This is a genomic window from Macrococcus sp. S115 (assembly GCF_030067655.1).
Classification (GTDB): Bacteria; Bacillota; Bacilli; order Staphylococcales; family Staphylococcaceae; genus Macrococcoides; species Macrococcoides psychrotolerans.
Genome location: NZ_JASJES010000001.1, coordinates 294,522 through 313,143, shown reverse-complemented (window position 1 = coordinate 313,143; position 18,622 = coordinate 294,522). Strand labels below are relative to the sequence as shown.

Below are 18,622 nucleotides of genomic sequence, written 5' to 3'. Positions count from 1 at the left end.
CAAATGTACGTACTTGTCACGGGTGGTCTTGGATATATAGGATCTCATACTGTTGTTGAATTAATCAAAGAAGGTAAAAAGGTTATTATTCTTGATAATTTAAGTAATAGTGATTTATCAAATTTAGAAAATCTCGAAACATTGACGAATGAAAGCATAATATTTGAACATTGTGATATTAGAGATAAACGAAAGCTTCAAAGTTTGTTTGAAAAATATAAAATAGAGTCAATAGTTCATTTTGCGGGATTAAAATATGTTGAAGAATCATTTATTAACCCCATAGAATATATTGACGTGAATATAAATGGCACGATAAACATCATTGAGGTTTGCAAAAAATTTAAAATAAAAAACTTAGTCTTTAGTTCATCGGCAACAGTTTATGGTAAAAGTAATCCTCCTTTAAAAGAAAATATTAAAATTGAAAAACCATTAAATCCTTATGGATATTCTAAGTATATTTGTGAAGAATTAATTAGAATGAGCCAAAAAGAAATTATAAGTACATCAATTACTATTTTGAGATATTTTAATCCTATTGGAGCTCACAAGTCGGGTTTAATAGGTGAAAAAATAACAGACTATTCATCTAATATTATGCCTAATATCCTTTTGGTGGCAGATGGTAAAAAAGATTTTTTAATAATTAATGGAAATAATTATGATACTAAAGACGGCACTACTATACGTGATTTTATACACGTAGTAGATTTAGCAAATGCTCATGCAAAAGCACTTAATAACAATAAAGCTGGATTAAATATATATAATGTTGGTACGGGATCCGGTTATACAATATTGGAGCTATTACAAACTTTTCAAGATGTAAATAATACTAAGTTAAATATTAATTTCGGTAAAAATAGAGAGGGAGATATAATTTCTAGTTTTGCAGATTCTACAAAAATTAAAACTGAGTTATATTGGAGCCCATCCTATACATTAGCAGATATGTGTAAAGATAGCTGGAATTATTACAAAAACCAAAATAAAAGAAAGAATACAATTTATTAATTATCCTAATAGTAAGATTAAGCTAGACAACTGAAATATCCATCTATGCTAGACTTAATACGTATTCCCTCAAAGAAAACATAATGAGTTATTAATTATTTATTATAGAATGTGTGTAACCCTTGAATGTCAACAGTTTTTTAGACATTTTCATGTGTAGATCTTTAAACGCCATTGGCGTTAAATACTGTAATGAAGATGTGATCTAAAATTGTTGTACCAATTTAAATAATCAAATAATTCTGTTTCTAACTATTCTAAGTTTTCAAATTTCATCTGTTTTGCAAATTCGATTTCAGTGCTCTCATCGTTGCTTCTGCAATTGCATTGTTGTAAGGATAACCTATGGTATTTAACGAATGTTTAATTTTAAATGTTTCTAGTACTTCATCTATCAATTGAAGAGCTCAATAAATAAACATATGTAATTCCATTTTCATGCTACTTTTACATATGTTAAATCACTTACTTCTTTTGAATATGATATAGCATTTTTATTATCACCCCTCGATATATATCAGGGGTGATTTGATATAGGCAATAAAAAAGTCATAAATCTTAACATTTCAAGATTCGTGACTTATCCCAAAAGACTGTAGTGGTTATGATGTAACAGTTTTTATTAGAGAATCAAAATTATTAATTGCAGCTTGATAAGTAATACCTTCTTTTGTTTTGACATTTTCTAATGGATTTTCGTTTATTGAAATCATTGCTTCTGCAAATTGCTCAATATTGTTAGGTTCAATTAAGTAACAATTTTCTCCATTCACTATAATTTCTCTTGGTCCATATCTGATATCATAGGCGATTACAGGACACCCTTCATTTATACTTTCCATGATACTTAATGGGAAACCTTCAAATTTACTAGTTAAAAGAGAAGCCTTAAATTCTCTGAAAACTTGAGCTGGATTATTGGTAAATTCTTGAATAGTAACTTCGTTTTTTAAATTATATTTCTCTATTAGATTCTCAATTTTTGTACGTTCTTCTCCTTTAACACCACCATATAAAACAAATTTAGTTTTATATCCTTTTTCTTTATATAGTTTATAGCTTTCTATTATATGAGATATTTGTTTTCTTCACTGAAACGTCCCATAAATACAAATTGATCTTTTTTGTCATTAATAATATCTTTAGGAGCGTTTATGAAATGGGGAATTACTTTGAATTTTTCATCTGGTATATTGAAATCATTTTGAATATCTTCTTTTTGATGATTGGTAAGAACATAATATTTAGCTATTTTATAAGGATTATTAAGCGCAAGTTTATATGAATCTTTGATTTCATCTCCTTCAAAATGAGAACTATGAAAAACTAATATAGGTTTTATCTTTTTAGTAGAATTTATCAACGATTTGTCTAATAATCTTGCATCGTTAAAAATAATATCTTGATCTGAAAAATTAAAATCAAAAAAGTATGCGAATAACTCTTTTTCATTATTAAAGCTTTCAACTAAAGTGCCATTAGAATAAATAAAGATACCAATTAATTTATTATCATTTGTTTCTTCGTAATACTTTTTACGGTATAGTAGTTCTTTTAAATCGTAAAAAAATTCTGCTAATTTCTTATTTAATTTTCTTGAATAATTAGTTATTCTATGTAAATATCCTTCTTCGTTATATTCCCAACGCTCAACTTTATGTTTTACTCCTTGGACAAAATAATCTTCAAATTTAACTACATTTGAATCCGAATAAAACTTTCTATACAACAGATATTTCCCTGTATCTTTATCATAATATCTTTCACAATTGTTATCTGAATCTTTTTCTATGATATAGTTTGATAGTTTTATATTTTGTATTTTATTATTACTTTTATTTATAAAGAGAAATGATTTGGATGGTTTAGCAAGCAAGTGAAAGCCAGATAGCCATTCATAGAGATTAATAATTTTTATATTTTCTTTTAAAATTTTTTTATCTTTCGTTTGTCAAAATAAGCTAGACAATTTCTCATCTTCGATGAAACTCATAAATACTTCCAATGGTGTTTTATAGCCCAGCGATTTTCTGGGAAGATGATTAATATTTTGAGCAACACTAATGATATGATCATCAGTGACTGAATTAAAGTCTAATTCTTTATCTAATCCACTGCGTCTAAGTATCCCGTTAGAATGTTCATTCAATCCACGTTGCGACGGAGTGCCGGGGTCAGCAAAGAAAATTGAGATATCGTGTCGGTTACAGATTGTTTTCCAGTTGGAGAACTCCTTACCACAATCAAAAGTAATCGATTTAAATATATGAGAAGGTAAAGCTGAAAACATAGAGTGAAGAGCATCTTCAATATCATCTGCCTTGCGACCTTGAGGTCGTATAGTGATAATCATCTTAGAGATTCTTTCTACTAAGGTTATGACAGCACTCCCATGATTACGGCCAATGATAGTGTCACCTTCAAGATGACCAAATTCTTGAAAGAAGAAAGGAAACTCATCTATTCTTTCAGAAATGTGTCTTTTGAAAGCCTGTCTACCTCTTTTTTCACAATGACCATTTGGCTTCCTTTTACCTTTCATAGGTAAGGATTGTACCGAAAAGACGTTTTCCTTAAACATTCTATAAAGAGTTTTTACAGAACAATCAATCGGGTGTTCACCTCTGCCAATAATGGTGTCAGGTGTCCAGCCATCGGCTACTTTTTCTCGAATATAAGCTGACTGATTTTCTGGAAGTACTATTCTATGTCTGCCACAATTTGATTTTCTTTGCTTATACTCTTGATAATATTCCAGTGCAGTTATACCTGTCTTAAGTGCATTTATTACGTTATAAATTGTCTGTCTTGATCGTTTCAATCTCTTTGCGATTTCTTTTACCGAAAGATTTTGATTATAATAGGATTCTATGAACGTGAGTTCATCCGTGTTAAGATGTTTATAGGCCATTCTGTACTAACTCCTTATGTTTTCTTTGGTCGGAAATACATATTGAGTTTAGCACAGAAGACTTTTTTAGTTGTCTAGCTTATTTTGACAAACCAAATATTATAAAAATGCTATCAATAATAATTTTAAACTTGAAGAAATTTATAAAAATAAATACCTTAAAATAAATGAATTTACTGATAATAATAATACACAAAGAATTGTAGATGAGTTGGCTGTGTTAAATATTATATAGCATCTTTAGTGTCACCCCTCGATATATATATCAGGGGTGATTTTTTTGCGTTATATATTCAAGATTGTAATAATTTTGTTGCTGCTCTTTTTGTTCTTATGATACTTCATTCTCATAGAAAATAGGGTCTTTTTTACACTCTAGAGTTTGATTAGCGTGTGATTAAAGAATATTGTGGTAAACTATGTTGTGTGCTTTTATTATATATTTTTATTTAAATCATAATAACAAAGTATGACACAATATTTATAAAAGGAAGTGAAGGTATGAAAGGCTTGATCAACTTCTTTGGTGGATTTCTGATCGTCTACCCTGTACTGATGTCCTTAGTATGGATTATTGGTGCAGTGCTCTATTTCATACTCATAGAGCGAAGACTGAAGCAGACACCACCAGAGAGGGATGAGTATGAAGGGATTTCCTTTCTTATTCCTTGTTATAACGAGGCGGATACAGTAGAAGAAACGTTGGTCAACGTGCTAAAGCTCTCTTATCCGAAGAAAGAGATTATCTTGATAAATGATGGGAGTAGCGATAATACAGCAGAGAAAATTAACGCGCTCAAGGCTCATTACGACTTCAGATTCATCGATTTACAACAAAACAGAGGTAAGGCGAATGCGCTGAATACAGCGGTGAAACATGCACAGTATGATTTCGTCATGGGTATCGATGCAGATACGATTATTGACGATGCCGCGCCTTACTTCATGATAGACAACTTTAGACATGCGCCAAATCTCGGTGCTGTGACTGGCAATCCGCGCATCAGAAACAAGTCGTCTATCCTAGGTAAGATCCAGACAGTTGAATATGCAAGTATCATCGGGAGTATCAAGCGTGCACAGACGTTGAATGGCTACGTCAATACGATTTCAGGTGTGTTCACGCTGTTCAGAAAGTCAGCCCTTGAAGCGGTAGGGTACTGGGATGAGGATATGATCACAGAAGATATTGCGGTGTCCTGGAAATTCCACATGCATCACTATGAAATCCGCTATGAACCCCGTGCGTTATGCTGGATGCTCGTTCCTGAGACGTTCACTGGCATATGGAAACAGCGTTTGAGATGGGCGCAAGGGGGACACGAGGTTGTACTGAGAGAGTTTAAATCGATGCTCAAGCAACCGAACCTGCCGTTATGGTTATTATATCTGGAACAGCTTATTTCTATCATTTGGGTCTACTCCGTCTTATTCCTACTGGTTTTTACTATCATCAACATCGACGTTCTGGATTATTACTTCTATGCTTACAATGTGAATTTGCTGATCCTTGCGTCTATCATTCTGACGACGGTGAACGTCATTCAGTTTACGGTGTCGCTTGTGATAGATAGCAGATATGAGCGCAAGAACATCGTCTATCTGTTCTTCTTATGCTGGTATCCGACCTTCTACTGGCTGATTAATGCGTGTGTTGCAGTGTTTGCCTTTCCTAAAGCGCTGCGCCGTAAGAAAGGAGAGTTTGCGACATGGTCAAGTCCGGACAGAGGCAACATCCAACGGTAAAGTCTACATTGAACTTCTTCAATGAGTGTGTACTCTTTATACTCTCAGGCACGTTATGGTTATATTGTCTGGTATCTGTGTTCATCCTGTTTGCTTTGTTCTCATTACAGGATTTTGAGATGGCTCAGTTCTTCAGAATCATCTTCAATCTGGAGAAGCGTGAGCTAGTGCGTACGATGATAGGTCTTTTGGTAGCGGTTAGTGTCATCAACATCTATCTGCTGAGTACGTTCAGTCTATCGAAGTGGAGGAAGCGCCGTTATGAGATGGATTAGTCTGTTGCTCATTGCTTTGCTATTGCTGAATGGACAGCCGGCAGAGGCGAAGGGCAGTGATGTGTCAAAGCAGTGTCTTGCGCTTAACTATCACCGTCTGATCAAAGATGATCTGTTTACCAATGTCATCAGTCTGCTCACTTCGAATAAGGAGCTGAACTTCTATTCTATTAAGGATAGTGAGTTTGAGGCACAGATGGACTGGCTGATTACACATGACGCGACTTTTGTTACAGAAGAGACGTTGATTCAGGACAAGCAGCGCGGTAAGTTTCCAGAGCGCTGTGTATGGGTGAACTTCGACGATATGGATCAGTCAGCTCTAAAACTGGCACATCCAATCCTCGAGGAACGTGGGATTCCGGCCACAGGTTTCGTGATTACGGGTCACGTCGGTGATACCTCGTTCCATAACCTTAACATGATCGATCTGAAGGGGCTTAAGGAGATGGAAGCATCCGGTATATGGCAGTTCAATTCACATACACATGATCTACATAACTTGAAGCGTTCGACGTCAGATCTAGTGAAGCATTCCAGCAAGGCCGGTGCGGATATCGACAGGAGCGTCAAGTATCTCGATCAGCACTTTAATAAGAAGGCCACTTCTCTTGCCTATCCATACGGGCAGTATGACGATGCAGTCATCGATACGTTGGAGCACTCGGCAATCCGTCATGCCTATGTGCTGAAGGAGACGCCGATCCATGTCGATGATGATGATTACACGCTGCCACGTATCCTGGTGAGCAGAGATTCATTTGAGAAAGTCGTAAAAAACTGGAAAGGTTTTAATTGATATGAAAAAATATAGACTGGAACTGAACTATGTAAGGGTGCTCCTGTGCGTGATGATCGTCGTCACACATGTCCTGACGGAGTACACGAACGCCCATATTAACAATGCGGCACAGCTTGAGACGCTGTACTGGATCAGGATGCTGGTCATCTTCGGAACACCAGGGTTTCTGATGCTTACGCAGCTTATATTCACCTTGAACCTGCAAGGCTTACCAGACAACTACTTGAGACGCCGTCTGCAATATGTCTTCATCCCGTATATCGTGATGGGAGCCTTCTACAGCTATAGTGAGTCTGTGTATCTGCGCACGCCGTTTATCACGCAGTTTGTCCAGAACGTATTGAGAGGACAGTGGTACGGCTACTTTATCCTGATCATCCTGAAGTTCTTCATCCTGAACGTAGTGATTATGAAACTGTGGCCGAAGCTGCTTTCATCGCGTACTGCAGTCGTTATCGCCATCCTCATCAATATCGTCTATCTGTATGCCTATCATCATAATGCTATGGTGGGCGACTGGATCGATAATTCATATTTCTTTGAAGCAAACACGGTGCTGTTCGGCTGGATCGGCTATTATTTCGTCGGTTCATATCTTGGCAGTCATTATGAGCGATTGAAAGCTTACTTTGAAGATTACGGATTATTCTTTATCGGTATCACTGTGCTTGCGTTTATCCTGTTCGTGATGACAGGAGACCATAACTTTACCGATGTGACGAGCAATAACGAATACATCATGCTGTATTGTATCAGTGCATTCTTCTACATCATCCACTTCAGTATCAAGGTTCAGGGGATGCTGCTGGAAGCCGTGACGCTTATCAGTACGTATTCGTTCTTTATCTACCTGTTCCATCCGATAATACTGCAGTATGTGTATGCCTACACAGAACGCTTTGAAGGGAGCACGCTGCTGTTCATGCTGTTCTCTGTACTGCTGACGTTCGGCGCATGCATCGGTGTCGGTATTCTGCTGAGAACGTTCAACATATTCAAGTACGTGATGGGGACACAACCTTATAGATAACAAAGGGACTCAAGCATTTTGAGTCCCTTTGTTATGCAGTATATCATTAAGTGTATAGCCGTCCAGTACCGCAAGATAAGCGACTAGCGCTTCACCGAGTACACCTTGCAGCCCACATATTCCTGCAATCGGGCATGTGTTTGTCTCACGATCAAAACATTCGACTAAGTTGAAATGTTCCTCGGTCTTTCTTATTAAAGCACCGATATTAATTTCTTCAGGTGCCATCTTGATGCGTATGCCGCCACCGCGTCCGCGCGTCGTTTCAATATAACCGAGCGTAGCGAGGTTATTCACAACCTTCGTCAGGTGATTCTTAGAAATCCCGTAAAAATTTGCAATTTCATCTATTTGAACACGGTGCTCCTGACGTGCGATATACATCAGCACACGTAATGAGTAATCTGAGTAAAGTGTTAGTTTCATGGTCATCTCTCCTTATCATCCATATTATAGCATTAGACTGTGAATTTTTTGTTCATATATTATATAAATGATTGTAATTTGTGTGGATGAAGTGTATATTAAAGATGTATTTATAATATATCTTTAAATAGGGGGAGTTAATGTGTTAACAGAAGAAACTAAGAATATCATCAAAGCGACGATTCCGGTACTGGAGGAGCATGGTACGGAGATTACTTCAGCATTCTATCAGCATATGTTTGAAGCGCATCCTGAGTTACTCAATGTCTTCAATAAGACGAACCAGAAGTTAGGGCGTCAGCAGACAGCATTAGCACAGACAGTTATCGCTGCGGCGAAGCATATTGATCGTCTGGAGGCGATTGTTCCGAATGTCAACCAAATCGCGCATAAGCATAGAGCGCTAGAGATTAAACCGGAGCATTATCCGATTGTGGGTGAGAATTTGATCTGGGCGATTCAGCATGTACTAGGTGATGCGGCGACGCCTGAGATTGTGGAGGCCTGGACAGAGACATATGGAGTGATTGCTGATGTATTTATTCAGATGGAGGCAGCACTGTATGATGAAGCGGACTGGCAAGGATTTGTACCGTTCAAGGTTGTAGCGGTTAAGGAGGAGTCTCCTGAAATTAAGTCATTCACGGTGCAGAGTGATGCGGTTCAATTGAAACCTGTGAAAGCGGGTCAGTATATTACAGTGAAGGTGCATCCTGAAGATGAAGCAAATGATGCATTACGTCATTATTCAATCTGTTCTGTTGATACATCTCGTGGACTTAAGTTTGCGGTTAAGCGTGACGTTGCAGGCGAAGAGAGAGGGATGGTCTCTAACTATCTACATGATCATGTGAAAGTAGGAGATGAGATTCTGTTATCTGCGCCGGCGGGTGAGTTCCTAGTTGAGACTGATAATAAGGACCTCGTGTTTATAAGTGGGGGCGTAGGTATGACGCCGCTCATGAGTATGTTAGAGGATGAGGTGGATAAACGCAGCATTAAATTTATTCATTCAGCTTATAACCGTGATGCTGTTCCATTTAAAGATGAGATTACGAAGCTTCATAATAACAGCAATGTTGCGTTCTACTTTAACTATTCAGAAAGTGCGGGGCGCTTAACGAAAGAGAAGCTATCACGAATTATGAACGGTAACGAAGAAATCTATATGTGTGGTTCCGTTGGATTTATGGAAGGCATGCTTGAGATCTTCAGTGATATGGGCATCGATAGAAGCCGCGTACACTTCGAGCCATTTGGTCCGAAGATGAGTATTACAGTATAATATCTGGTTAATAGAATTATTAAAGCACAGCGCTAGCTGTGCTTTTTTATTATGATATTTTAATTTCTGCATGAATTTTAAGCAGTTTTTTAATGATTTCTTGAAATTTTTTATTTTTTGCCTTACTTAAGGTTATTTTGATGTGTATTTTTTGAAAAATAGGTTTTTGACAGATTTGGTGGTTACGGGTATGTTTTTTGTGAGGTGACATATGATAGCGAAACTTCATGAAACGAATGATAAATTATTGCTGCTTCACGAGTTATATGGTCGATTAGATTTATCTAAATCAGACTATGATTTATTGAGGCGTTATTTGTCTGGACTTGAGGGTGAACGCAAGTTTCTGGATGTTATGGGTGAAATCGATGGTGTTGTGATCCTCTGGGATATTTATCTGGAGGATTATAGTGTGCAGTTTGATTTTTTAGTGTTAGCTGGACAGTATGTGTTCCATTTTGACGTTAAGCATTATAGTGGGGTTTATGCGTATAGGGATGGGTTGTTTAAAAGTGCGAATGGTCGTGTGAATAAGCGTTTGATGATGCAGCTTACTGCTAGTGAAGCAGGGCTAAAGCAGTTTTTACTGAAGCACGGCTTTCATTACAAAGTGACAAGTCGTGTTGTATTTATGAACGAATCGTTTCAATTAATCGGGGATACAGATAAATATATTTTGTTTTATTATGATCTTGGACGTGTCGTGGACTATTTAAAGGGGAACGCTGACATCTGTGAGGATATGATGAGGCTGAGTGAGGCGCTGATCGCCCATCACGGGGATGACTCCAAGTTTTATAATACTGATGATTATGATATGGATGATATAAAGCCAGGTATACGATGTCCGAAGTGTCGTCGTGTTGGTATGATTCGAGATGTTAAGGGTCATAAGTATCAATGTCGATGCGGGCATAGGGTGAGTAATCGTGAAGCGGTCGATATCGTGTACCGTATGTTAGAGCTGTTTCGCGTGGATAAGATTCGTAAATGTGATCTGAATCGTCACCTAGAAATGCCGAACCGTACATTACAGAGAATTTTGAGCAAACATTATATAAAAAAAGGGATTAATCGAGGTATTTACTATGAAAAGAAGTAAAAATGGCACTGAAAATGGCGCTGAAAAATGATTTGAGTGCCATTTTCAGCGCCAAATCAGGTTATTTAAGAAATATTGGCACTCAAAAATGTACCAAAATAATAGCATATTAAATATTGGCCCGATAATGTACCTGCACGCACAAAAAAGACACCCAACTACAGTTGAGTGTCTCACCTATTATTTCTGCGCACGTTTCGCTGCAAGTAATGTATTATTTAATACCATTGTAATCGTTAAAGGTCCTACGCCTCCTGGTACGGGCGTGATTGCGCCTGCAACTTCAGAAACTTCATCATATACAACGTCTCCTGTTAACTTTCCGTCAACGACTGTATTTCCTACGTCTACGATTACTGCGCCTTGTTTCACGACATCCTTCGTCACTAATCCTGGTTTACCTACAGCAGATACGATAACATCAGAGCGTTTTAATACTGCATCCATATCTTTACTGCGAGAGTGCAGTAATGTTACCGTTGCATTCGCATCTGTTAATAGTTTCGCAACGGGTTGTCCTACGATATGGCTTCTCCCGATGACCGCAACATCCTTTCCTTCCAGGTCTATATCTGCATGCTTTAAGATTTCCATGATGCCCAGTGGTGTACAAGGGATATATGTTTCAACCCCTGCATAGAGTCGGCCGATGTTGATCGGATTGAAGCCGTCAACGTCTTTTTCTGGTGCAATCTTCTCTAGCACTTTCGTTTCATCGATTTGTTTCGGTAGTGGGACTTGTACAAGGATTCCATGTACATTATCATCCTTATTCAAATTGTCGATTTCTTCTAATAATGCCGCTTCAGTCGTACTTTCATCAAGATGGATGATACTTGAGCTCATACCGATCTTCTCAGCAGATTTCTTCTTATTGTTCACATAGCTCTGGCTTGCACCGTCATTTCCTACGAGGATCACAGTTAGATTTGGCGTAACCCCTTGTGCCTTTAACTGTTCGACTTCCTGTGCAAGGTTCGCACGATAATCCGCTGCAATTTTCTTTCCGTCTAATACTTTTGCTGACATTCCAATTCCCTCCATTTATTCGAACATTTAATATCATTATAGCAGTAAACAATCTAAAAATACGAACAAAAAAATAAAAATTAATAAAAAAAACAATAATTGTTCGTTTTTACGTTGAAATCTGTACGTGTCATTGTTATGCTATATAAGTAATATACACATAAATGAAGACGGTTTTCAAATAATTATAAAGGGTGATAGTTGTGACAGTAGCAGTAATAATGGGGTCTTCTTCTGACTGGGAGACGATGAAAGAAGCGGTTACAATGCTTGAAGCTTTCGGCATCGACTACGAGGCGAGTGTTGTATCTGCGCATCGTACACCGCTCGCGATGATTGATTTTGCGAAGTCTGCTCGTAGTAAGGGCATTGAGATTATTATCGCGGGTGCTGGTGGTGCGGCGCACTTACCGGGAATGGTCGCTTCGATGACGACACTTCCGGTGATCGGTGTACCGATTGAATCGAAGGCTTTGAAGGGGATGGATTCCTTATTATCAATTGTACAGATGCCTGGTGGAATTCCGGTAGCTACGACTGCTATCGGTAAGGCGGGTGCTAAGAATGCCGGTATACTTGCTGCACGTATGCTCAGTCTGAAAGATACTGCATTAGTAGCACAGCTGGATGATTATGAAGCATCTTTAGTCAAGAAGGTGGAGGCGATGCAGCATGACCTTAAATAAATTTGCGCTCGGTGACACGATTGGTATCATTGGCGGGGGTCAGCTAGGTAAGATGATGGCACAGTCTGCACAGCGTATGGGATTTAAAGTTGCTGTGCTTGATCCTGATGAGCGCTGTCCTGCACGCTTCGTGGCACATCATTTCGTGCATGCACCGTACAATGATATTGCAGGATTGAAAACGTTAAGCCGCTATAGCGACGTCATCACATATGAATTTGAGAATATTAATGCAGAGGCACTAGAAGTCATTGCGAAAGAAAATCATGTACCTCAAGGTTTTGAGACGGTAAACATACTGCAGAATCGTCTCAGTGAAAAGGAAGCCATCGCAAGAAGTGGCGCTACGGTTGTTCCATATAAGCGTATCGAAGGTCCAGCGGATGTCGATGATGCTGTGCGTGAAATCGGTCTGCCACTCGTACTGAAGACTGTGTTCGGCGGTTATGATGGGAAAGGACAGCTTGTTGTAGCGGAGAAAGCACAGCTAGAAGAAGCATATAACATGGCTGATGGTACTATTCTCGTTGCAGAGAAGCGTATTGCGCTGGACCGTGAGATATCGATTACAGCGTCACGTAATCTTCAGGGAGAGGTCGTCTACTTCCCTGTACAGGAGAATGTCCATCGTAACCAGATCCTGTTCAGTACGACGGTGAAGCATGCGCATGAGTATACAGAAGCTGCGATTGCTGAAGTGGAGAAGATCATTCATAAGATTCATTTCGTGGGTACGTTTACTGTGGAATTCTTTATTGATAAAGAGGGTAAGCTCTATGTCAACGAGATCGCACCGCGTCCTCATAACTCCGGACATTACTCTATTGAAGCGTGTGATTATTCGCAATTTGATACGCATATTCTGTCGGTGCTTGGCTACAGATTACCGAAGGAAATCAAGCTCCACAGTTCTGCTGTGATGTATAATCTGCTCGGCCAGGATCTGGACTTGATGGAACATCTCTTCCCAGAACATCCAGAATGGCATGTCCATGTATATGGTAAAGAGACAAGGAAAGAAAATAGGAAGATGGGACATATTACCCTATTGTTAGGCGATGATACGGATACTTATTATCCTATATATAAGGAGCTGATGAAATGACTTTAGTTTATGAAGGAAAAGCAAAGCGTGTATACAGTACGGATGAGGACCATGTGTTCCGCATCGAATATAAAGATGAAGTAACAGCGGGGAACGGTGCAAAGAAAGATAGTATGGCTGGTAAAGGTCGGCTGAACAACTTGATTACAAGCTATTTCTTCGAGCGCCTTGCACGAGAAGGGCTGGAGTCTCACTTTATCAAGAAGTTAAGCGACACTGAACAGCTGGTTAAAGCAGTTACGATTATTCCGCTTGAAGTTGTTGTCAGAAACTATGCTGCAGGTTCAATTGTTAGGCGTCTCGGCTTTGATAAAGGCACGCAGTTCAAATCACCGCTTGTTGAGTTCTATTATAAAGAAGATGCACTGAATGATCCGATTATTACAGATGACCATGTGAAGTTACTGGGTATCGCAGATGATCAAGACATCGCTGAACTGAAACATCAGGCGTTAATCATCAATGACATGCTCGTTAAGATGATGGATGAGATGAACTTACAGCTCATTGATTTCAAGATTGAGTTTGGTAAGGATCAGGACGGTAATATCCTGCTTGCAGACGAAATTTCACCGGATACTTGCCGCATCTGGGATAAGGACACGAAAGAAAACTTTGATAAAGACGTATACAGAGAAGACACAGGTTCACTGATTGATACTTATACTCAATTCTATAATAAACTGGAGGCGTTATAAAATGACTAAAATCGAACTATACATCACATTACAACCACAGGTATTAGACACACAAGGACAAACGTTAACACGTGCGGTACATGACCTGGGCTACACTCAAGTCAACGATATTCGCGTAGGTAAAGTGCTATATATGACGGTTGACGAAGCGAGCGAACAGGCCGTTGCGAACATAGTCAATACATTAAGTGAGAAATTATTTGCGAATACTGTAATCGAAGAATACAGCTACAAAATTGTTGAAGATGAGGAGACGAAATAATGAAGTTTGCTGTGATTGAATTTCCAGGTTCAAACTGTGATCGCGATATGTTCAATGCAGCTTTGAATACTGGCTTTGAAGCGGAATATGTAGATTATCGTAAGACGTCACTTGAAGGTTTTGATGGTGTGTTAATTCCAGGAGGATTCTCATTTGGTGACTACTTGCGCTGTGGTGCGATGGCACGTGTTGCGCCAATCGTTCCTGAAGTAAAGCGTTTAGCTGCTGAAGGTAAGCCGGTGCTTGGTGTATGTAATGGATTCCAGATCCTGACGGAGATCGGGTTATTACCAGGTGCGCTAATGCATAATACGAAGCATCAGTTTATCTGTCAGAATGCGCCACTTAAGATCGTCAATAACGACACGAAGTTTACACATAAGTATGATAAAGATGAAACAGTGATCTATCCGATTGCGCACGGCGAAGGAAATTACTACTGCTCAGATGAAACGTTAGCTGAACTGAAAGCAAACAATCAGATTATCTTAACGTATCATGACAATCCGAACGGCTCGATCGAAGATATCGCAGGAATCGTGAATCAAGCAGGCAACGTATGTGGTATGATGCCTCACCCGGAACGTGCGATGGAAGCATTGCTTGGTACGGATGACGGTGTGAAATTATTCGAATCCATTTTAGAAAGCTGGGGGAAATAATCATGGTCAAGTTTCTAGAACCAACTGCAAATGAAATTAAAGAGAATAAATTATACCAGGATATGGGGCTTTCAGATAAAGAGTATGACAAAGTTGTCGATATTCTAGGACGTATGCCAAACTATACTGAAATCGGAATCTTCTCAGTAATGTGGAGTGAACACTGTTCATACAAACATTCTAAACCTTTCTTAAAGCAGTTCCCGACGACAGGTGAACGTGTATTGATGGGACCGGGTGAAGGCGCAGGTGTCGTGGATATCGGTGATAACCAGGCCGTTGTATTCAAGGTTGAATCCCATAACCATCCGTCTGCCATTGAACCGTACCAAGGTGCAGCGACAGGTGTCGGCGGTATCGTCCGTGATATCGTATCCATCGGTGCACGTCCAATCCAGTTACTTAACAGCTTACGTTTCGGTGAACTAACAGAGAAGCAGAACCAGCGTCTATTCAAAGGGGTCGTTGCAGGTATCGGCGGCTACGGTAACTGTATCGGTATTCCGACAGTTGCAGGTGAAATCGAGTTTGACCGTCAGTACGAAGGCAACCCCCTTGTCAATGCGATGTGCGTCGGTATTATCGACCATGACAAGATCCAAAAGGGAACAGCGAAAGGCGAAGGCAATCCTGTTATCTACGTGGGACTTAAGACGGGTCGTGACGGGATTCACGGTGCAACATTCGCTTCTGAGGAGTTAAGTGAAGAAAGCGAATCTAAACGTCCATCAGTGCAGATCGGCGACCCGTTTGTCGGTAAGAAGCTGATGGAAGCGACACTTAAAGCCATCACCTTCCCTGAATTAGTCGGTATCCAGGATATGGGTGCGGCAGGTCTGACATCATCAAGTTCTGAAATGGCGGCGAAAGGTGGCAGCGGTATCCATCTTGAACTCGAGAAAGTACCAACGCGTGAAGCGGGTATCTCACCATATGAGATGATGTTATCTGAAACACAGGAACGCATGCTACTTGTTGTTGAAAGAGGGACGGAACAGAAATTCTTAGAGTTATTCGACCATTACGAATTGGATAATGCAGTGATCGGTGAAGTAACAAATACAGATCGCTTCGTATTGACGTATGAAGGTGAAGTATTTGCAGATATTCCGGTTCAGCCATTATCTGACGAAGCGCCGGTGTACGTACTAGAAGGTCGTGCAGCGCAGTTTGATGATGTTCATCACGACTACTCTAATATCGATGCACAGGATACATTGATGAAGTTATTATCTCACCCGACGATGGCTTCTAAGAACTGGGCATATTCACAGTACGATCAGCAGGTCGGTGCAAACACAATCATTAAACCAGGACTATCAGCCGGTGTAACACGTGTTGAAGGTACGAAAAAAGCCATCGCTGCAACCTTAGACGGTGAAGCACGTTACGTATATAACAACCCGTACGAAGGCGGTAAGATGGTCGTTGCAGAAGCATACCGTAACCTAGTAGCTGTCGGCAGTTTACCCCTTGCGATGACGGACTGCTTAAACTACGGTAACCCTGAAAAACCTGAAATCTATCAGCAGTTAGCAGACTCTACACGTGGTATGGCTGAAGCGTGTGGTGCACTGAATACACCTGTTGTTTCAGGTAACGTCAGCCTATACAATGAAACGAAAGGTGACGCAATCTTCCCGACACCAGTAGTGGGTATGGTTGGATTGATTGAAGATGTTGATTACCTAGTAGATTTCAAACCTTCTAAAGGAGATACAATCTATTTCGTTGGTGATATTAAGGCAGACTTCGGTGGCAGCCAGATAGAGAAGCTATTATTCAATGAAGTCGCACATACTGATGTAACGATCGACCTCGAGCAGGAAGTAGCACGCGGTGAAGCGATTCGTCAGCATATTATCGACGGTAAGCTTGGTCATGTTCAAGCGGTCGGTAAAGGTGGGGTCGGTGTGAAACTTGCACAGATTGCAGCATACTTCAATACAGGTCTTGAAGCGCAGCTTGATGTGAATGATGCAGAACTGTTTGCTGAAACACAGGGGAACTACATTATTATTGCGAAACAAGGTATGGAAATTAATATTGACGGTGCGCAAGCAGTCGGTACATTCGGTACAGAATCATTTAAATTATCTACGAACCAAGGGGAAGTTACATTAGACGTGAATCGTATGACGGAGGCTTGGAAAGGGGCAGTTCACGCATGTATGACATCAGAGGTCTAAACGAAGAGTGCGGTGTATTCGGTATCTGGGGTCACCCAAATGCCGCGGAACTCACTTATATGGCACTGCATTCATTACAGCATCGTGGTCAGGAAGGTGCAGGTATCGTATGTTCTGACGAGAAGAATATTTATGGTGCGCGCGGCATGGGATTATTACCTGAAGCGATCAGTGAGGTGAAACTCGAGTCATTAAGCCACTTTCATCACGCAATCGGTCATGTACGCTATGCAACGACGGGTGCATCTGAACTGTCTAACGTTCAGCCATTTATCTTCAAGCATTCTAAGGGCGACATTGGTCTTGCACATAACGGAAATTTGACGAACGCTGAGCAGATTAGGCTTGCACTGGAATCTGAAGGTGCAATCTTCCAGACGTCCAGCGACTCAGAAGTGTTAGGACATCTGCTGTTAAAGGCGAAATCAGATAATAAGCTGAATAACTTGAAAGCATCATTAAATCAGATTAAAGGTGCATTCTCATTTCTCGTGTTACATCCTGAAAAGCTCTTCGTAGCACGTGATGCACACGGTGTACGTCCGCTGATGCTCGGTAAGGTTGACGGTGCATACTGTGTGGCAAGTGAAACGTGTGCGTTTACAGCGGTCGGTGCAGAATATATTCGTGATATCGAACCTGGTGAAGTGCTTACCCTATCCCATGAGGGTCTGGCAGAAGATGCCTATACGATGAATACACAGTCCAATATGTGTTCTATGGAATATGTCTACTTCGCACGTCCGGATTCAGAATTCCGTAAGCATTCATTATATGAAATACGTAAAGCTTTAGGGCGTAAACTCTATGAGGAGATGAATATCGCAGCGGACGTTGTAATCGGTGTTCCGGACTCTTCATTACAGGCAGCGAAAGGTTTCTCTCTTGCAAGTGGGATTCCGAACGAACAAGGTCTGCTCAAGAACCGCTACATCGGCAGAACATTTATCTCGCCGGATCAGAAGATGCGCGAACGTGCGGTCCGTATGAAACATTCACCGATTCGTGACGTCATTGAAGGTAAACGTGTCGTCGTTATCGATGATTCGATCGTACGTGGTACGACGAGCAAGTTTATCGTGAAGACATTGAAGCAGGCAGGTGCGAAAGAAGTGCATATGGCAATTTCTAGTCCACCGCTCATTCATCCGTGTTATTACGGTATCGACGTATCAACGCACGCAGAACTCATCGCGGCAAATAAGAGCATTGCTGAAATCGAAGCAGAGCTGGAAGTAGATTCACTTACGTATTTATCGGTGGATGGTATGCACGAAGTATTCCGTTCATTTGACTCAAAAGGTGAATGTAATGCCTGCTTTACAGGGAACTACCCGATTGAAATCGTGGATCATGTATTACCGGAAGAAAAAGAGAAGAAGAAGAAGGGAGTATAA

19 protein-coding genes and 1 pseudogene are annotated in these 18,622 nt (G+C 40.0%); 14 read left to right on the top strand and 6 right to left on the bottom strand.

Features of this window, described 5'->3' with window-relative positions:
• Positions 1 to 3 precede the first annotated feature (3 nt).
• Entirely contained in the window at positions 4 to 1,017 is a 1,014-nt protein-coding gene (galE, locus tag QNJ52_RS01590) for a UDP-glucose 4-epimerase GalE (RefSeq protein WP_283721695.1), read from the top strand.
• Positions 1,018 to 1,197: 180 nt separating this feature from the next.
• On the opposite strand, the pseudogene QNJ52_RS11545 reads toward galE, so the two are convergent.
• The 4 genes and pseudogenes from QNJ52_RS11545 to QNJ52_RS01575 all read right to left on the bottom strand — a co-directional run.
• Positions 1,198 to 1,269 (bottom strand): annotated as a pseudogene (locus QNJ52_RS11545) (IS3 family transposase); the annotation flags it as partial.
• A gap of 350 nt (positions 1,270 to 1,619) precedes the next feature.
• A complete protein-coding gene (locus QNJ52_RS01585; RefSeq protein WP_283721865.1) occupies positions 1,620 to 2,084 on the bottom strand; it encodes a glycosyltransferase in 465 nt (154 codons plus the stop codon).
• Entirely contained in the window at positions 2,084 to 2,893 is an 810-nt protein-coding gene (locus QNJ52_RS01580; RefSeq protein ID WP_283721694.1) for a glycosyltransferase, read from the bottom strand. The genes QNJ52_RS01585 and QNJ52_RS01580 overlap by 1 nt, the downstream gene beginning before the upstream one ends.
• Before the next feature lie 75 nt (positions 2,894 to 2,968).
• Positions 2,969 to 3,928, bottom strand: a complete 960-nt coding sequence (locus tag QNJ52_RS01575) for an IS30 family transposase (RefSeq protein WP_283721693.1) — start codon at positions 3,926 to 3,928, stop codon at positions 2,969 to 2,971.
• Positions 3,929 to 4,429: 501 nt separating this feature from the next.
• Between QNJ52_RS01575 and pgaC the strand changes: the two genes are divergently transcribed.
• The 4 genes from pgaC to QNJ52_RS01555 are packed head-to-tail and all read left to right on the top strand — an operon-like array spanning position 4,430 to position 7,781.
• On the top strand, positions 4,430 to 5,674 hold the full coding sequence (pgaC, locus tag QNJ52_RS01570; protein WP_481817285.1) for a poly-beta-1,6-N-acetyl-D-glucosamine synthase: 1,245 nt from the start codon (positions 4,430 to 4,432) through the stop codon (positions 5,672 to 5,674).
• Positions 5,638 to 5,949, top strand: coding sequence for an intracellular adhesion protein IcaD (icaD, locus tag QNJ52_RS01565; protein ID WP_283721692.1), 312 nt, complete (start codon positions 5,638 to 5,640; stop codon positions 5,947 to 5,949). Before pgaC ends, icaD begins: the two co-directional genes overlap by 37 nt.
• Positions 5,936 to 6,748 carry an intercellular adhesin biosynthesis polysaccharide N-deacetylase gene (icaB, locus tag QNJ52_RS01560; protein WP_283721691.1) on the top strand — a complete coding sequence of 271 codons (813 nt, stop codon included), beginning with the start codon at positions 5,936 to 5,938 and terminating at the stop codon, positions 6,746 to 6,748. The genes icaD and icaB overlap by 14 nt, the downstream gene beginning before the upstream one ends.
• Before the next feature lies 1 nt (position 6,749).
• Complete coding sequence (locus QNJ52_RS01555; protein ID WP_283721690.1) at positions 6,750 to 7,781, top strand: acyltransferase family protein; 1,032 nt, start codon at positions 6,750 to 6,752, stop codon at positions 7,779 to 7,781.
• Between the two features lie 9 nt (positions 7,782 to 7,790).
• Here QNJ52_RS01555 and QNJ52_RS01550 read toward each other — a convergent pair whose 3' ends face one another.
• Positions 7,791 to 8,207, bottom strand: a complete 417-nt coding sequence (locus QNJ52_RS01550; RefSeq protein WP_283721689.1) for an RrF2 family transcriptional regulator — start codon at positions 8,205 to 8,207, stop codon at positions 7,791 to 7,793.
• Between the two features lie 142 nt (positions 8,208 to 8,349).
• Between QNJ52_RS01550 and QNJ52_RS01545 the strand changes: the two genes are divergently transcribed.
• On the top strand, positions 8,350 to 9,492 hold the full coding sequence (locus QNJ52_RS01545; RefSeq protein WP_283721688.1) for a globin domain-containing protein: 1,143 nt from the start codon (positions 8,350 to 8,352) through the stop codon (positions 9,490 to 9,492).
• Positions 9,493 to 9,703: 211 nt separating this feature from the next.
• Complete coding sequence (locus QNJ52_RS01540) at positions 9,704 to 10,594, top strand: nuclease-related domain-containing protein (protein WP_283721687.1); 891 nt, start codon at positions 9,704 to 9,706, stop codon at positions 10,592 to 10,594.
• A 180-nt stretch (positions 10,595 to 10,774) separates the two neighbouring features.
• On the opposite strand, the gene folD is transcribed toward QNJ52_RS01540, so the two are convergent.
• Positions 10,775 to 11,623, bottom strand: coding sequence for a bifunctional methylenetetrahydrofolate dehydrogenase/methenyltetrahydrofolate cyclohydrolase FolD (gene folD / locus QNJ52_RS01535; protein WP_283721686.1), 849 nt, complete (start codon positions 11,621 to 11,623; stop codon positions 10,775 to 10,777).
• Positions 11,624 to 11,826: 203 nt separating this feature from the next.
• On the opposite strand from folD, the gene purE reads away from it, so the two are divergent.
• The 7 genes from purE to purF are packed head-to-tail and all read left to right on the top strand — an operon-like array spanning position 11,827 to position 18,622.
• A complete protein-coding gene (gene purE / locus QNJ52_RS01530) occupies positions 11,827 to 12,309 on the top strand; it encodes a 5-(carboxyamino)imidazole ribonucleotide mutase (protein WP_283721685.1) in 483 nt (160 codons plus the stop codon).
• Positions 12,296 to 13,414 (top strand): 5-(carboxyamino)imidazole ribonucleotide synthase, encoded by a 1,119-nt coding sequence (purK, locus tag QNJ52_RS01525; protein WP_283721684.1) that lies wholly within the window; start codon positions 12,296 to 12,298, stop codon positions 13,412 to 13,414. The genes purE and purK overlap by 14 nt, the downstream gene beginning before the upstream one ends.
• Positions 13,411 to 14,112: a phosphoribosylaminoimidazolesuccinocarboxamide synthase gene (gene purC, locus QNJ52_RS01520; protein WP_283721683.1), complete on the top strand. Its 702-nt coding sequence runs from the start codon at positions 13,411 to 13,413 to the stop codon at positions 14,110 to 14,112. The genes purK and purC overlap by 4 nt, the downstream gene beginning before the upstream one ends.
• 1 nt (position 14,113) lies before the next feature.
• Positions 14,114 to 14,374: a phosphoribosylformylglycinamidine synthase subunit PurS gene (gene purS, locus QNJ52_RS01515; protein WP_120786440.1), complete on the top strand. Its 261-nt coding sequence runs from the start codon at positions 14,114 to 14,116 to the stop codon at positions 14,372 to 14,374.
• Positions 14,374 to 15,036, top strand: coding sequence for a phosphoribosylformylglycinamidine synthase subunit PurQ (gene purQ, locus QNJ52_RS01510; protein ID WP_133421616.1), 663 nt, complete (start codon positions 14,374 to 14,376; stop codon positions 15,034 to 15,036). The genes purS and purQ overlap by 1 nt, the downstream gene beginning before the upstream one ends.
• 2 nt (positions 15,037 to 15,038) lie before the next feature.
• The gene (gene purL, locus QNJ52_RS01505; protein WP_283721682.1) at positions 15,039 to 17,225 is read left to right on the top strand and encodes a phosphoribosylformylglycinamidine synthase subunit PurL; all 2,187 of its coding nucleotides are present in this window, start codon (positions 15,039 to 15,041) and stop codon (positions 17,223 to 17,225) included.
• Positions 17,204 to 18,622 (top strand): amidophosphoribosyltransferase, encoded by a 1,419-nt coding sequence (purF, locus tag QNJ52_RS01500; protein WP_283721681.1) that lies wholly within the window; start codon positions 17,204 to 17,206, stop codon positions 18,620 to 18,622. The genes purL and purF overlap by 22 nt, the downstream gene beginning before the upstream one ends.

Excerpts from the sequence above, each read along its gene's own strand:
- purC (WP_283721683.1), top strand. The coding sequence starts at position 13,411 with ATGACTTTAGTTTATGAAGGAAAAGCAAAGCGTGTATACAGTACGGAT.
- purK (WP_283721684.1), top strand. The coding sequence starts at position 12,296 with ATGACCTTAAATAAATTTGCGCTCGGTGACACGATTGGTATCATTGGC.
- QNJ52_RS01550 (WP_283721689.1), bottom strand. The coding sequence starts at position 8,207 with ATGAAACTAACACTTTACTCAGATTACTCATTACGTGTGCTGATGTAT.
- pgaC (WP_481817285.1), top strand. The coding sequence starts at position 4,430 with ATGAAAGGCTTGATCAACTTCTTTGGTGGATTTCTGATCGTCTACCCT.
- purQ (WP_133421616.1), top strand. The coding sequence starts at position 14,374 with ATGAAGTTTGCTGTGATTGAATTTCCAGGTTCAAACTGTGATCGCGAT.
- QNJ52_RS01575 (WP_283721693.1), bottom strand. The coding sequence starts at position 3,928 with ATGGCCTATAAACATCTTAACACGGATGAACTCACGTTCATAGAATCC.
- QNJ52_RS01555 (WP_283721690.1), top strand. The coding sequence starts at position 6,750 with ATGAAAAAATATAGACTGGAACTGAACTATGTAAGGGTGCTCCTGTGC.
- folD (WP_283721686.1), bottom strand. The coding sequence starts at position 11,623 with ATGTCAGCAAAAGTATTAGACGGAAAGAAAATTGCAGCGGATTATCGT.
- QNJ52_RS01540 (WP_283721687.1), top strand. The coding sequence starts at position 9,704 with ATGATAGCGAAACTTCATGAAACGAATGATAAATTATTGCTGCTTCAC.
- icaB (WP_283721691.1), top strand. The coding sequence starts at position 5,936 with ATGAGATGGATTAGTCTGTTGCTCATTGCTTTGCTATTGCTGAATGGA.
- icaD (WP_283721692.1), top strand. The coding sequence starts at position 5,638 with ATGGTCAAGTCCGGACAGAGGCAACATCCAACGGTAAAGTCTACATTG.
- purF (WP_283721681.1), top strand. The coding sequence starts at position 17,204 with ATGTATGACATCAGAGGTCTAAACGAAGAGTGCGGTGTATTCGGTATC.
- purS (WP_120786440.1), top strand. The coding sequence starts at position 14,114 with ATGACTAAAATCGAACTATACATCACATTACAACCACAGGTATTAGAC.
- galE (WP_283721695.1), top strand. The coding sequence starts at position 4 with ATGTACGTACTTGTCACGGGTGGTCTTGGATATATAGGATCTCATACT.
- purL (WP_283721682.1), top strand. The coding sequence starts at position 15,039 with ATGGTCAAGTTTCTAGAACCAACTGCAAATGAAATTAAAGAGAATAAA.